Below are 16,434 nucleotides of genomic sequence, written 5' to 3'. Positions count from 1 at the left end.
CACAATACGTTATTAAGCACGCATAAAGTCAATGTGCTGGATTCTTGGCTTGAACGCGTGGCGTTGCATAGCTTGAACAGTAACAGCCATTTCTTTACCGTCAACAACAAGAGTGATAACTGAAGAGAAAAACTCAGCGTTGCCAGCTTGTGCGTTGTTGATTGCGTTTTGCTCTAGTTCAATAGAGATCGCTTCTTCGCCTTTACCGTAGATTACAGCAGGGAATTTGTTAGCGTGACGTAGGCGGCGGCTCGCACCTTTCCCAAGGTCAGAACGTACTTGTGCTTCAAAAGTGAAAGACATAATCTTTTCCTAATAATAAGTATAAATAATTGGATCTGGACTGAAATCCAGATCAGTAAGCGTCTTTTAACTGCTGCCTGCGACCGGGCAACAACAGTATAATTAACGGGGCGAAATAGTACCATGTCAATACAAGTACAACAAGTAAATGCGCATAACTAAAAGTAACAAAGGAAATTAGCAGGGAGTGATTCGATGAATAAACCGAACTCACAAAATAAAATAAATTATAATGCGTTTTAATAATTATCTACTATGACGGCCACGAAATACATTACAATACGACTATAAGTCAGGTCTAAAACCTAATAAATCAATATAAAACGCCAAGTTAAACCACTGCGCGATATAATAAACCGCTTAGATATCAAAGTCAGTTTAAGATCACTAAACGGAGTATTTCAATAAGTTAATACTACTTTAGGTTAAGTTTATACTGCTATAATTGAAACACTAACGCCCCGCAAATATTTAGGATCTTGCATGCTGGACTCAGAATTAATTAGGCTAAGTAAAGACAATAATCAAGCCGAAGTCCGCCTGATCCCAAATCAACACGCACCACTGACAGTGGCTAATTTACTTAGTCTACTCAATGTTGAGCCGTTTAATCAATTATCACCCATTCTTGCAAACCTTGAAGAGGCCGTCAGCCAAATAAATAAACTCACAGGCAAACGCGCTGGCGCCGAAGAGTTTGTTTTTATCCTCGCGGATCGTAATAACTGCAAAATAGAAATATCGCTCAGTAAAGACAACATGCAAGCAGAAATCAATTTAACGGCAGGCTGGGGCGAGCACCAGGTTTCAGTTGATGATATTTTAGCTGAGCTTAATAACAGCAAAATTCACCTTGGTATTGATAAGCAGAAGATAGCGGCACAATTGACTCAATTATCGGCCTTATCTCCTGGCGAAAAGATCAATATAATTGCAGCCGAAGGCCTGTTACCTATTCATGGTAAAAACGCCGAATTAAAACGCCAAGTATCATTAGCCCGAGAGCGTTTATTACAGCCACAGCTTAAAACTGACGGTAATGTAGATATGCGCAATCTCGGTGAAATAAAAATGGTAGACGTTAACGATGTTCTCATCGAAAAAATACCCGCAGATGATGGAATAAAAGGCTTTGATTTATTAGGTAAGGAACTGTTGCCTAAGTCAGGTAAAGATACCAAGCTACAAGCTGGCCCTGGTACCTGTATTGATCCCAATAACCCATTAAGACTACTTGCAACCATGATAGGTCAAGTCGTTGAGGTGAGAGGCGTATTACAAGTAGATGATATGCTGACAATCAAAAATGTTGATGTCAGTACTGGTCACATTGAATTTAAAGGCAGTATCCTGATCACCGGAGATGTCGACGCCGAGATGATTGTAAAAAGCAATGGCGATATAACGGTGATGGGGTTCGTTGATTCCGCAACTTTAATCGCCGAAGGCGATGTTATCGTCAACAAAGGTATTTTAGGCCGTCAGCTAACCAACAAAGATCATCACCAAGAACTTGCAACGAAGATCACCGCCCAAGGACAAATACGCGCGCAGTTTGTGCAATACTCGGAACTAACAGCAATTGGTGACATTACCATCACCAAACAACTACTCCACAGCGTGACGCATACGCAAGGTCGGCTCACGGTAAATGATGGCTTTAACCGCCGTGGTGATATCGTCGGTGGCAGTGTTAACGCCAACAATGGCATTGACGTGGTCAGTATTGGCGCAACATCAGGCACTAAAACAGAAATATTCTGTGCGATGCAAGAAGACGAGATTCGCGAACAAGTTCAAGACCGCAGTGTAGAATTTAAAGCATTAGTGGAAGAAGATAACTCACTGTGGATTAAAATTAATAATCTACCACCGAAAGAAAAATGGAAACATGATCACGGTGTAGTAACAGAAATAAAAGAAATGCTGTATTCCAAAAATAGATTCAACCAACAACGTGTAGATGATGAAATTGAATTACAGCAGTTAGAGTTAGAGTTAGAACAATATTACCAAATGCACCTTATCGACGTTGGTAAGTGCATTTTTGATAATGTGGCCTTGAATATTGGCTCGGCATCAACAATCACCCAACGTGAACACGGCCCTTGTCGCGTTGTCCATAAAGACAAGCAGATTGATTTTGACTATGCCGAACACGGTAAGTGATAGTAAAGACCTTAAATAAATTATCGTTATCCAATAAAAAGGCCTAAGTCAGGTTAATGACTTAGGCCTTTTTATACATAGCGTTATAAACCTACAAACTTGCTAACGCTTGGGTAAAATCAGCTAATAAATCATCGGTATCTTCAATACCAATTGAACAACGGATCATGTTTTCGCTAATACCCGATTCTTGACGTGCCGCTAGACCAATTTCATGAAAAATAGTCGGCGCTACAGGCAGTGCTAAACTGCGGTTATCACCTAAATGTGTCGCGCCAATAACCAGTTTTAGTTCATTCAAAAATTGGCAGCAATCGAAGCCTTCTTTTAGATCTAAACTCAGCATTGACCCTGATGTACCAAATAACATTTTAGCACGGGCATATTGTGGGTGTGATTCTAGACCAGGATAATAAACACGATCAACTTTCGGGTGATTCTCTAACATTAATGCCAGTGCTAATGCCGAGCTTGATGATTGTTTTATACGTAGCGCCATCGTTTCTGAACCTAGCGCTAATTGGCCAGCGGCTTCAGAACTCAGGCAAGCCCCCATATCACGTAAGCCTTTCTTCTTCATCTGCGCATAACCCCACATTGCAGGATCACCTTTACGGTAGGCTTCAAAGATATTTGGATACTGTGACCAGTCAAATAAACCGGTATCGGTAACAGAACCACCAATCACATTACCGTGACCACCAAAATACTTTGATAGCGAAGTCACGATCAAGTGACATTTCACCGTTTTAGGTTGGAACAAGTAAGCTGATGTAATCGTATTATCGACAACATATAACAAGCCTTTAGCATCGCATAACTCACCGATTTCAGCTAAGTCACAAACTTGTGTTGCGGGATTCGCGATTGTTTCTACAAACACCATTTTTGTATTCGCTTGGCAAGCAGCTGCAACGTTGGCAACATTTGTAGCATCCACGAGCGTCACTTCAATACCAAAACTTTTTAACGTGCCAAACACACTTGAGGTATTACCGAATAAAAAACGGCTGGCAACGATGTGATCGCCACCTTTTAATAAAGTCAAAAATACCGCGACAATCGCCGCCATACCAGAGCTAAAACAAAGTGATGCTTTACCTTGTTCCATTTCACAAATCATGTTCTGTAACATATCAATTGTTGGCGTTGCTTGACGAGCATAAGCTTGCCCTGCTTGGCGTCCTTGGAAGATATCGATAAGATCTTGAATGTCATCATAACCATAGGTAGCAGAGTTATAAATTGGCGCGTGAATAGCCCCAAACTCTAAGTTTTGATTGTGATCATGATGAACTAAGTGAGTAGTGAATCCCTGCTCTTTCATTGTTATCCCTTCATACAACAAATTGACGTTAACCTCATTATTGATCAGGATGAAGTTAACTTATAGCATTTATGTCATTTATAATGAGCAGTCAAAGTTACGGATGAACATCACGGCTAATTGGGTTTTGTAACGAGATCAATGTTTCTGTCGATTGTACTTCTTCAATCTGCTGAATTTTGTCAATCAGTACTTTTTGTAATTCATCAATCGAGCGTGTCATCAATTTTACAAAAATATTGTAATTACCCGTGGTGTAATATGCTTCAACGACTTCATCTAGCGCTTTTAATTGCACTAACGCAGAAGGGTAATCTTTTGCGCTCTTTAGATTAATACCAATAAAACAACATACGTCATAGCCAAGCTTCTTCGGACACACTTCAACTTTAGTGCCAAGGATGACACCTGTTGATTTCATTTTTTCGACACGAACATGGATAGTACCCGCACTTACATTAAACTTTTTCGCAAGTTCAGCATAAGGAACGCGCGCATTAACCATCAATGCATTAAGGATTTTTTTATCTAATTCATCAAGATGAGCATTAAGCGACATTACAACGATTCCGATGATAAGTAACAATACAAGAAGTCGATTATAACGCTAAAACCATAATCATCTAGCGTATAATTTGAATAATCTTGATAAATTACCACCTTTTTGACTGCATAACTGCGATTTTGTCGCTACATCGTTAATTATTAGCTTAATTTATCAAAATTTAAATTAGTTTTATCGCAATGTTAAAAAGGTTATTGGTCGCATTGCCCGCTTGAGTTACCATTTCGGTCTGCACAACGCGTAATTATTTATTCAGGTAACTTAATGTCTCAACAACAATACAATCTTATCGTCGTACTCGGCGCGACCGCATCGGGGAAAACACGCTTAGGTGTCGATTTAGCCAAACAATTAAACGGGGAAGTGATCTCGGGTGATTCTCGACAAGTCTATACTGGCCTCGATATTGGTTCAGGCAAAGATTTAGCTGAGTATGGTGATGTGCCTTATCATTTGATTGATATTATCGAACCCGGTAAAGAATATAACGCGTTTCAATTTCAGCGCGATTTCTTCAAGGCATTTGCAGACATTAACCAGCGGAATAAATTGCCCCTACTTGTCGGTGGTACCGGCTTATACATAGATGCCGTCGTTGCCGGTTATGAATTTGTGCAAGTAGATAAAAATATTCCCCAGCGTGAACAGTTTGCCGAAATGGCGTTAGCGGATATACAACAAATCCTACTTGAGCTTGATAACGCTGCTTATGACGCAACTGACATTACCGTGCGCCCACGTTTGTATCGTGCCATTGAAATAGCCCAACATGAAAGCTCACAGACGACACCGCCGATAAAAACAATTCTACCAGATATAAAGCCGCTTTATTTTGGCATCAAATGGGATCGCAGTGTATTACGTCAACGCATTACCCTTCGTTTAAAAGAACGTTTAGAAAATGGCATGATAGAAGAAGTCGAAGGCTTGTTAGCGCAAGGCGTGACACATGAAAAACTGGAATATTTTGGTCTTGAATATCGCTTTGTCAGTCAGTATGTCGCGGGTGAAATAAGTTATGAGGACATGTTTGATAAACTTAATATCGCCATTCATAAATACGCGAAGCGTCAAGATACCTGGTTTAGAAGAATGGAACGTCAAGGTGCTACTATCCACTGGCTAGACGGAACCGGTGATATCAACCAACAAGCGCAAGCGGTATTAAGTCAATTTAAAACCTGCTAAATCACACTTAATATTAAATCTAACGATGATCTCAGAGCATAAAAAAAGCCACACCTCGACCGAGTGTGGCTTTTTTTTATTAGTCGAACAAGTTAATCTCCAAATATCAGTTATTTAGTTACTTGATGTTCAGGGTTATATTTGTCCATAACCACAGCACAAACCGCATCACCCGTTATGTTCAATGCAGTACGTACCATATCAAAGATACGGTCTAACGCGAATAACAGTGGTAAGCCTTCGATTGGAATACCTGCCGCTAATAATACCGCAACCACAAGGAATGATGGCCCCGGAACACCCGCTTGACCAATCGCACCTAATGTCGATGTAAAGATAATTGCCGTGTAAGCCGCCATCCCTAATTCAACGTTAAACATTTGCGCAAAGAACACTGCAACAAGACCATAATAAATAGCGTTACCGCTCATATTAATTGTTGCGCCTAATGGCAATACAAAAGAAGCCGTCGATTTTGCTACTTTTAACTCTTGCTCACATACTTCGAGTGTCACAGGCAATGTCGCCATGGATGACGCTGTCGATAATGCTAATGCTTGTGGTTTCTTCATCGCCGACATGAATTTCAGTACTGGCGTATCAGAGAAGAACTTCACTACTAATGGATAGAATATAAAGCCATAGATAATAACCGCAGCGATATAAACAACGAATAATTTCATTACCACAGCCAGAGCACTAAAACCAAAAGTACCAACCGATTCAGCCATCAGACCAAATACACCAATTGGGGCAATAACCATGACACAGTTTATCATCCATACAAATGCGTCAATAATGGTGTTCAAACCATCCATAATCGGTTTTGAACGTTCACGTTCAACTTTCGTTAACGCAATACCGAAGAAGATGCTGAATACTAAAATTTGCAGAATATTGCCACTCGTTAGCGCACTAAATACATTCGTTGGGATCATGCCGATGATGGTATCAAATACGCCTGGCAATGCCCCCTGCTCTGCAGTTACAACCGCAAGACCCGCGGCCTGCTGAGAAAAATCAACACCCACACCTGGTTCAAATACATTACCCATTACTAAGGCAAGCGCCACAGCGATCGCCGATGTCAGCATAAAGAATACAAACGTACCAACACCAATTTTACCTGCAGAAGGACTATCGCCAAGGTTCGCTGCGCCAGCAATAATAGATACAGCAACCAGCGGTATCACTAACATTTTGATCAGGTTAATGAACAAGGCACCTAAAGGCGCAAAAATAGCAGCACCCTCACCCATAAACGCACCAACAGCAGCACCTATGATCATGGCAATTACAACTTGAAATCCAATATTTTTAACTAGACTTTTTTTATCCTTCAGCAAAACACTCTCCAAATAAGGCTTTAAGCGATATATTATATGTCAACGAAAATCGCGGCGAAGATAACACAACAACTAAGCCATAAATGTGATCAAACTCCAACTTTTAAAGTGTATATTTGCAATATCGATAACAAAGCACAGCCTTTTTAGGATAAACGATAATCTAGGGGCTAAATCTCCGATTCATCAATCTTGATTGAGTAACGCCATTAATCCACTCACCCTTTCGGTACGCAATTTAATCGCTTTTTTCATCACGGTGACGTTAGTAAATATATCTAACTGCTCTTTTGCACGGGTAATTCCCGTATAAACCAGCTCTCTTGTCAGAACCGGATTAAAACGATTTGGCAGTATCATGACCGTATGTCTAAATTCAGACCCTTGCGACTTATGGATAGTCATCGCAAAGACAGTTTGGTGTGGAGGCAGTCGACTCGGTAGGAAAGATTGCACATTACCATCCGCCATTTCAAAATAAACCCGCATACGCTCGTCTGTATCTTGCATACAAATACCGATATCACCATTATATAAACCAAGGCCATGATCATTATTGGTGATCATGATTGGTCTGCCCGCATACCATTCAGATTTATTTTTCCGGATCTTACGCGCAGATTGCAATGCCTTTTCAATCCGTTGATTTAAGCCATGTACACCAAAGTCACCTTCTCGGATCGCGGTTAAAATTTGAAAATCATTAAAGCTACGTAAGATCGATTTAGCTTGTTCTTCACTCGGAGATATCACAATCTTGGCTAGATAATCCTGATAACCTTGCTGCGCCATCGTAATTAACGCATCGTAAGTTTCAGTTGATAAAGGGTGTAAGTGAATATCATCATGGTTATTTTCCCAAACCCGATCAAACTCATTCAAATCGCCTTTATTTACCGCCCCCGCTAAACAGCCTATACCAGAGTCTGCATCAAAACGGTAACTCTTACGTAATAAACATAAGCTGTCATAAATTGCGCTCGCATCTGTGGCTTGATACTGAGTCAATTCATAATCAGTGATCTTCGATAACCAATTTGCTTGACCAGTTGAATAACCCGAGTCGGCATAAGCACAGATATCCGCTAAAACCGACCCCGCTTCTACCGAGGCGAGCTGGTCTTTGTCACCCAATAATATCAAGCGGGCGTGCGGTGGTAATGCTGCTAATAATTTTGCCATCAAGGGTAAGTCGACCATCGATGCTTCATCAACCACCAATACATCAAGATGTAAGGGATTATCTTTGTTATGACGAAATGCTTGTCGATTGGGGATCACCCCTAATAATCTGTGTATCGTCCCAGCTTGCTCTGGGATTAAATCCGCAACGCTAACCTGTAAATCAAGTTTACCTTTCGCTCCAGCAATCGATTCAGTTAGACGTGCTGCCGCTTTACCTGTTGGCGCCACCAATTTAATCGTTAACGCTTGCTGGGCTAATAATCCTTGTTCGATTAATAACGCTAATAACTTAGTTACAGTAGTTGTTTTACCGGTGCCCGGCCCACCTGATATCACCGAAAAGTGGCGAGTGGCTGCAACCGCTACCGACAATTTCTGCCAATTTAAGCAATATGCTTCAGGGATCAAACTATCCAATGCATGTAGCTCTTGGGCATTTTTAGCTGTTAATAATACCTGTTCCACATCCTGCCAACTGATACGGCCTTTCTTTACCACATCGAGATATTTTGCCACGAATGATTGTGCACTAAAGTTCGCTTCACGCTCTTTAGCAAGAATAGGAAATAGAAAACCATAATCACGCTTAAATAAACGATTAAGACTGATACTCAAATCCGGTTGTTGACTTTGCTTAGCAAGGTCTTTTAATTGCTTCGCCACTTGTAACTCGTAAGCCCAGTAGCGTTGTAAATAGAGTTTATTAGCATCGATGACGAACTGCAGTGGCGCAGACTCGCCAACCACAACTGAATTGGCTAATAATGTCGGCCAAGCATTACTACGACTCGGTACTTCTGCCAATAATAGGTGTGAGCGAGTTAAATTCAAATCAAATAACGCATTCGTGTCTATGTTTTTTAAATCAATACAGACATGGCCTTTACCCAATTGATAACTGGTTAAACAAGCTAATAAAATGATCGCAGGATCGGACTCATAGTTACTGATAAAACGGGCAAACTGGTAATCCAACTGACGAATATGATTTTCGTTTGCTAATTCTTTAAGGCAATGAAGTACACTCATTATGCCAGTTCTCCTAAAAATAAGTCATCGAGCTGCATTACAAAATCGAGTGATGGTTTGGTAAAGAATACACCGTACTGCTCAGCCGTTTCGACCTGCATTCCACGTAAGAATAAATAGTACACTCCACCAAAATGTTGCTCGTAGCTATAATCTGGAATACGTGAACGTAAGAACCGGTGTAAGGCTAAGGTATACAGCTGGTATTGCAGTTCATAGCGGTGTTCAACCATCACCTGATTAATAGCATCAACAGTATAATCCGCTTGGCTATCACCCAAATGATTCGATTTATAATCCAGCACGTAATAACGCCCTTGATAGACAAATACCAAATCGATAAAACCTTTTAGCATGCCACTGACTTGTTGAAAATCAAGCTCGCCGGCCTCCAGAGAAAGGCTATCATGCTGCTTTATTAAGGCATTTAAATCATCACAATTAAGCGATGAAATCGGCATGAAGAATTCCATTTCCACTTTTTTATCGGTTGGCGTTAATTGACGTAAGCTAAAGCCATCCTGCAGTGAACAATCCAGCACTTGATTAACCAATTCAAGTAACACTGGTAACCAAGCTAAATCATAACCTTCACGTTCTAGCAGCTGTAATATTTGCTCTGTTAACATCGCTTCATCAACATTAGCAAAATCTATGTGCTCAAAAACAGTATGTAATAAAGTACCGGCCGCAGCACCACGCGGGAAACTAAAAATATCCCAGCTGATTTCTTGATCTTGGTCTTTTTCAGTATTTACTTCGGCATCGAATCCAGGAAGTTCAAGCGAGGCATCATAACTCGAATGTCGATTACCATGGCTATGGCGAGATAAGGCTGAATAACTCGTTACCCACCAATTCTTACTGATGGGGTTTATCATCTTCTTAGCTTGATAAACCACTGGCGGCGTCGCTATCGGTTGATAAGCAGCAACCGCCTGTAACGGGGGAGGTACTACATCAACACATGTCTGCAGCGCTGCCATTTTTTCAACACAGGTTTTAAAGTCACTGTCTTTGCACTCTTCGCGTTGCTGCAATAAATAGCCCATCGCATTTAAGTGCATTTTGTTATGGGAGTTACCCATTTTTACAGCACCTAAACCTAACCACGTCGCATAAACACCGCGCGTTAATGCCACGTATAACAAACGTAAATCTTCGGCAAGGCGCTCTTGGTCTGCTTGTTCCTTCGCTGTCTCTAACGCTTCTTCATCATCCAAATCCAAATGCACATAAGTATGACCATCTTGATGATAAAGTGGCGTAGAGGCTTGCCTTGTTGCACAAATAAACGGTAGGAAGACTAAGTTATATTCCAACCCTTTTGATTTATGGATAGTGACGACTTGTACTAAATCCGCTTCACTTTCTAAACGCACCAATTGCTCTTGAGCATCACTATTGGGATTTTCAATTTTTTCACCAAACCAACGGAACAAACTATATTCACCGTCTAACTCTAAGCTTGCTTCTTGTAGTAATTCACCAAGATGCAGCACATCTGTTAAACGTCGATCGCCACCTTGACCAGACAACATAATAGCGGCAATGTTTTGATGATTGAGTAATAATCTTAATGCCGGTAAGAATCCTTGCCACTGCAGAGTATTTTGGTATTGCTTAAACTCCGCAACGGTTTGTTCCCAGACCTTTTCATCATTACTCAGTTGGTCTAACTCAATCGCAGGTTTCTCAAAAATAGACGTCGCTAATGCCGCGCGTAATAGCCCTTCGTCTTCAGGATTCAAAATGGCGGCGAAAATATGATACAACTCGCGGGCTTCACGGGTAGCAAATACACTTTCACGATTGGACATATAAACACTAGGTATAGACAAGGCATCAAGTTGATCACGTACTAATCTAGCTTCTGCACCCGTTCGTACTAAGATAGCAATATCACCCGCTTTAACAGGCCGACCGGATAGCATTGCGTTACCTTGCTGGGCATCTGTTAATAGGGTCGCAATTTGATTAGCTGTCGCCTTCGCATATATTTGTTGATATCGACCTTTGGTTATATTCTTTTGATCTTCTTCTTCATGTAACCACAGTTGTAGCGCCGCAGGTTCATTACCATTTAATAACAAAGGTTTACTTTTGCCCTGTGATGCAACAGGTTGGAAACTAATACTGTCTTCATAGATAAACGGTTTATGAGCATGTTCAAATACACGGTTAACCGCACTAACCATCGAATTCGAAGACCGCCAGTTTTTAGCTAAGGTATAGTGAGCAGCAACATTTTCACGGGCTTGCATGTAAGTAAAAATATCAGCGCCACGGAAACTATAAATCGCTTGTTTCGGATCGCCGATCATGAACAAACCAGCATCATCTTGCTTGCCGTAGATAGTGTTAAAGATATCGTATTGTTGTTGATCGGTATCTTGGAATTCATCAATCATAGCAACGGGGTACTGATTACGAATACACTCAGCTAGATTCAATGCTTGCTCGCCTACTAAAGCGTCTGATAATCCAGATAACAAATCATCAAAAGATAATAGCTGTGATTGATTTTTGGTTTTCATCACACGGGCACGAACGTACTCTACCGCTTTAACAATAAAGCCATCTTTAAGTGATAATGGCTGTTCTAATAAGGCTTCAATATCACTGAACACGGAATGCTCTGGCGATTGTTTTCCCTTTTTCGTTTTAGCAGTTAAAGCATGTTGCGCAAATTTGACGATACTATCAGGTAAATCATTTTGCTTGGTTGTAGATTGCGACCAAGTCAGCATTTCGTTCAACCACTTAGATACACTCGCCGGACGATAACTATTACCGTTTAAATTACCGGCTTGAATTAATTCACACAGGTCGTTAACGTTTTCAAACCAGGCGTCTTTAACCTGCTGGATAGATAAGGTTAATTTATCGTAATTGCCCTCAATATCATCACAACCTGTTTTGGCAATAAACTCAATATCAGTATTCGATAAGTACCCAGAAATCTCTCGCAACAACGCTTGTGGCGACGACCAAAAGCTATGAACCATATCGATCATGCCATCTTTATAACGATAAAAATGGCTACGCCAGAAATCGGCAACTGCGTTAAACTTTAATTGCGATTCGTCAGTAATAAATTCACTTTCAAATAATGTACCTGACTCAAATGCATTTTGCTTCAACATACGCTGGCAGAAACCATGAATGGTATAAATAGCGGCTTCGTCCATCTGTCGTTCGGCGGCTAATAATGATTTAGCACAACGCCCGTAATCCCGCTCATTCGTATCAGCCAATAATAAGCTGATCACCGGGTCTACACTGTAACCAATACTAAAAGCTATCCGAGCTTGGTGAATACGCGCGCGAATACGATCGCGTAACTCTGCCGTTGCCGCCTCGGTAAATGTGACTACCAATATTTGGTCTACACTTAACGCTTGGATTTGTTCGTCTTTTTGATAAGCATTGTCACCGCCATGCCCTAATAACAAACGTAAATATAAACTGGCAATGGTAAATGTTTTACCTGTACCAGCAGATGCTTCAATTAGACGTTCTCCATAGAGCGGAAACGTCATCGCATTAAGGATATTTACGTCAGCCATTATTCAACATCCTCTAGGTATTCAAATATTGGAAATAACACCGATTCAGAGAATCCAGACATTAACTGATATACCTCATCATTTAAGCGTGGAAAGCTGCGCTGCAGATAATCATCGGCATTTTCACCCATGCGGTTATAACCTCCTTCAAAATTCAACAATGCTTCAGCTCTTAATTTATAATCATCGGGGTCTGCGTTTGTACATTTAGTTTTTGCCCAAACCCAACCTGTTTTAGGGAATAACGCTAAAGGCTGACAGCAGCCGTCGTTATAGACTTCAAGTAATTGGAACAGTAATTCTCTCGCACGAGATTGCTCTATCACTTTAAGTCGTTGTACAACAGGTTTACCCGCCGTTAAGTGCACAAGCGTTGTGGCCATCGGCTGTTTAACGCTAATACAGAAACATAAATGCTCTAACCAAACTTGTAGATAATCTTTACCATTAAATCCACTTGGCTTATGTCGAACTAAACCACCGTTATATATTTGCTTTAACCAACCCACTAAACGCCCTGAAACCAAAGGTATGTCAACCTCGATATCCTCGTTGCTGTTGGTTAATAACGGCATTAAGACTTGGGCTAATTGATTAACCGTACTGACTTCTTTGTCCAACGATATCTGTCCAAATCGACCTAGCGGTAAACTACCAGAGGCAACCAAACGGTCAGTAACCTGATTAATATCACCGCCCATAAGTTCAGTTTCTAATAGTTGCGCTTTAAGATGATATTTCTCTAAATTATCAACATCGAATGGTTCGTCATCAAGCACATCAAGACTTGCCTGATTAAAATAAACTTTTAAGCGGCGATTAAAGAAATATTTGGTCGGGTGGCGGTAAAAACGTGACAGTTCCGCCAACTCGATCTCTTGCATATCATCATTGGAAATTAACGCAGGTAAAGGCTCTGTAAGAAATTGTCTGATCTCTTCAGCAGGCGCTAACGCAGGCAACCATTCTCTGGCAAAAGAACAAGGCGCTTCAGGGTTAAAATAGCGAGCATCAAAAGGCTGTAATGCATGATGCTGAATTAAATGTGTGAGTAAGCGTGCTGCCGATTCATCTGGTGACAAACCCTCGTCATTGGTAAGACAAAAACTTTGTTGGCAATACTGCAACAATTCAGTGATCAATACAGATGGTAAACGCTCGCTCTTATCACGAATGCTACTGCCTATATAACTGATATATAGCTTAGTTTGAGCTGAAATCAGCGCTTCCAAAAATAAATAACGGTCATCATCACGGCGGCTACGATCGCCTTGTTTATGATCATTCGCCATTAAATCAAAGCCCATCGGCGGAATTGAACGTGGATAAACACCATCATTCATGCCCAGTAAACAAATCACTTTAAACGGTATTGATCGCATTGGCATTAAGGTACAGAAGTTAACTTGCCCAGCCAGGAATTTTTGACTAGAACCAATTTGTGAAAGCACATTATTTAAATAATCACGTAATACTAACGGCGTAATGACTTTATCGTAACTGGCACTTTTCAATTGCTCATCTAAATGCGAAAAAGCATCTCGGATCATTTTTATTGATTGTTCATCATCCACATCGATTTTGTAGAAGCTATCAATGAGAGTATTACCTAACTTTATCCAATCAGTAATTAATTTCGGATCTTGCAATGATGCTAGGCTATCTAATAACGATTCAATAAACTGGGCTAATTTTCCCAGTAACTCAGCTTCAATCCCCTGTACTTCTTGATAGGGTAATATGCCTTGATAAATATCATCACCGCCATAAGCGTAACCCAACAACATACGATGTAAGCCAAATAACCAGGTATTCTGTTTCATTCCAGGTAAGTCAAAACGGGTTGCATCGTTTTCATCTAAGCCCCAACGAATACCAGACTCGTCAATCCACTGACGTAAACGGTTAAACTCATCAGGCGTAATAGCAAAACGTGCCAGTACTGCAGGAACCTCAAGTAGAGACAACAACTCAGATACATTGCAACGAGATAAAGGCAGTGCCAGTAATTGTAAAAAACTCAGTAAGATTGGATTATCATACTGGGCACCACTATCGGAGATAGAAAATGGAATATAGCGTTCATCATAACGGTCCATCGCGCCAAACACCGCTTGAATATAAGGACTATAGCCATTTACATCAGGCATCATGATAACCACATCTCGAGGATTGAGATCTGGATTGTCCGAAAACATAGTGAGTAAGTTATTGTGCAGTACTTCCACTTCCCGCATTGGGCTGTGGCAGCTATGTAACTCAAGTGACGAATCAGAAGGGTTAATCGTGAGTTTATAACTGCTATCGCGGCTATCAATATCTTGTTGCGAAACATTAAACTCGGCCATACTACGATCCGCTAAATCTAAAATATCGCGCTGAATACTTGCTAGTAAACCATCGTCAGTCGGTTCAATAAAAACATCCAATTCTTGACAGCCAAAACCCGTCAACAGGGCTAAATTATCGCGACCAAGTTTACCCATAGACGCTAATAGTGGATTACCGACTTTAAATGCGTCATCTTCATCAAAGAGTGCGCGAACTGTTTGCTCATCGTTAGCGCTGACCTTATCACTCATGCCCAGTGTTTCATTATTATGGTTAACCATAGTACGTTGTTTTAACAACCATTTAGGGTCGATCAGGTCACCCCAATATAATCGACAAGGGTTTGATAACATAAAGTGTATTTCGGTGTGCATACCCAGAGCTTGTAACGCATCTAAATAACGTGGTGGTAATGCCGATACCCCAAATACAAAGATACGTTCTGGTAGCAGTTTCGCATCAAAACTCGGACTATTAAGGCATGTTATAAATTCATTATATAAATTAGCACGGTGATAGTGAGACTGACCCAGCTCTGCTGTTTTAGCGACTAACTCACGCCATAGCAGAGGCTGCCAAGGATGCGTATCTGCATATTCATTGTCGCCACTTTCCCATCCTGCAATCCATTTTGGTCGATAAACGAGGTATTGATCAAAGGTATCTGATATTTTTTGGCAAAGTTGAAATAGACGGTAGTCATCTTGATCATCCGCTAGATAATGCTTTAATGATTCAAATTCAGGAAGCGCTAATAACTCAGGCAGTATTAACATTAACTTCCAAGACATAGCCTCTTTATTAAAGGCACTTTGATCTGGAATATTAGGTAATACCTTTTGGAACATTTTCCAAATAAAAGAAGCAGGTAATGGAAACGTTATATTAGCTGATATCCCCATCGACTTCGCCAATTCCATTTTCACCCATTGCGCCATACCTGGACTTTGTACTAGAACTTGCTCCTCGACAAAAGGATCGGCAAGTGGATCTTTAGCAATAAAGTGAGCCATTAACTCTTTTAAAATATCTAACTGATTCGAATGATAAAGATTAAACACGGTAACTCCAGACTAATAACCTATTGGAATTGTGGAGCATAGGAACTAACTATGCAATGTAGAAAAAACCACATGTTGGTTTTTGCGACAGAAATATGAAAACCGATGCCGAAGATGAAACTAAAAGCGTCGATATTAACGGCCAGTATAATTTAAACGAAAAAAGGCATGCCCCAAATACCAAAAAACCAGCCGTAGGCTGGTTTTTTATTGGCTGTCACGTCGGTAACGCGAGCGTTAATCACGACTTAACGCTCTATTTTTAATGATAACTCTCATCTAAACCGCCCATCATCATACCGCTTCCTAAATTTCAGACACAAAAAAGCCGATATCATCACGATATCGGCTAATTCTAATT

The 16,434-nt window shown here is 40.7% G+C and carries 9 protein-coding genes; 2 read left to right on the top strand and 7 right to left on the bottom strand.

Annotation, left to right across the window (positions count from 1 at the left end):
* Window positions 1-12: 12 nt before the first annotated feature.
* Window positions 13-303: a 50S ribosomal protein L25 gene (gene rplY / locus A923_RS0114855; protein WP_017222473.1), complete on the bottom strand. Its 291-nt coding sequence runs from the start codon at window positions 301-303 to the stop codon at window positions 13-15.
* A 483-nt stretch (window positions 304-786) separates the two neighbouring features.
* On the opposite strand from rplY, the gene A923_RS0114850 reads away from it, so the two are divergent.
* Complete coding sequence (locus A923_RS0114850) at window positions 787-2,472, top strand: DUF342 domain-containing protein (protein ID WP_017222472.1); 1,686 nt, start codon at window positions 787-789, stop codon at window positions 2,470-2,472.
* Between the two features lie 91 nt (window positions 2,473-2,563).
* Here the strand turns inward: A923_RS0114850 and A923_RS0114845 are convergent, their stop codons facing one another.
* Window positions 2,564-3,799: a cystathionine gamma-synthase family protein gene (locus tag A923_RS0114845; protein ID WP_017222471.1), complete on the bottom strand. Its 1,236-nt coding sequence runs from the start codon at window positions 3,797-3,799 to the stop codon at window positions 2,564-2,566.
* A 97-nt stretch (window positions 3,800-3,896) separates the two neighbouring features.
* Window positions 3,897-4,358, bottom strand: coding sequence for a transcriptional regulator AsnC (gene asnC, locus A923_RS0114840; RefSeq protein ID WP_017222470.1), 462 nt, complete (start codon window positions 4,356-4,358; stop codon window positions 3,897-3,899).
* A gap of 270 nt (window positions 4,359-4,628) precedes the next feature.
* Between asnC and miaA the strand changes: the two genes are divergently transcribed.
* Window positions 4,629-5,552 (top strand): tRNA (adenosine(37)-N6)-dimethylallyltransferase MiaA, encoded by a 924-nt coding sequence (miaA, locus tag A923_RS0114835; protein WP_017222469.1) that lies wholly within the window; start codon window positions 4,629-4,631, stop codon window positions 5,550-5,552.
* A 110-nt stretch (window positions 5,553-5,662) separates the two neighbouring features.
* Here miaA and A923_RS0114830 read toward each other — a convergent pair whose 3' ends face one another.
* The 4 genes from A923_RS0114830 to recC all read right to left on the bottom strand — a co-directional run bounded on the left by A923_RS0114830 (window position 5,663) and on the right by recC (window position 16,073).
* Window positions 5,663-6,898 (bottom strand): dicarboxylate/amino acid:cation symporter, encoded by a 1,236-nt coding sequence (locus A923_RS0114830; RefSeq protein ID WP_017222468.1) that lies wholly within the window; start codon window positions 6,896-6,898, stop codon window positions 5,663-5,665.
* A gap of 186 nt (window positions 6,899-7,084) precedes the next feature.
* The gene (gene recD, locus A923_RS0114825) at window positions 7,085-9,112 is read right to left on the bottom strand and encodes an exodeoxyribonuclease V subunit alpha (RefSeq protein ID WP_017222467.1); all 2,028 of its coding nucleotides are present in this window, start codon (window positions 9,110-9,112) and stop codon (window positions 7,085-7,087) included.
* A complete protein-coding gene (recB, locus tag A923_RS0114820; protein ID WP_017222466.1) occupies window positions 9,112-12,681 on the bottom strand; it encodes an exodeoxyribonuclease V subunit beta in 3,570 nt (1,189 codons plus the stop codon). Before recB ends, recD begins: the two co-directional genes overlap by 1 nt.
* Entirely contained in the window at window positions 12,681-16,073 is a 3,393-nt protein-coding gene (gene recC, locus A923_RS0114815) for an exodeoxyribonuclease V subunit gamma (RefSeq protein WP_017222465.1), read from the bottom strand. Before recC ends, recB begins: the two co-directional genes overlap by 1 nt.
* Window positions 16,074-16,434: the final 361 nt, after the last annotated feature.

The organism is Moritella dasanensis ArB 0140, assembly GCF_000276805.1.
GTDB classification, from domain to species: Bacteria; Pseudomonadota; Gammaproteobacteria; order Enterobacterales; family Moritellaceae; genus Moritella; species Moritella dasanensis.
This window is presented reverse-complemented; position numbering and strand designations above follow the sequence as displayed.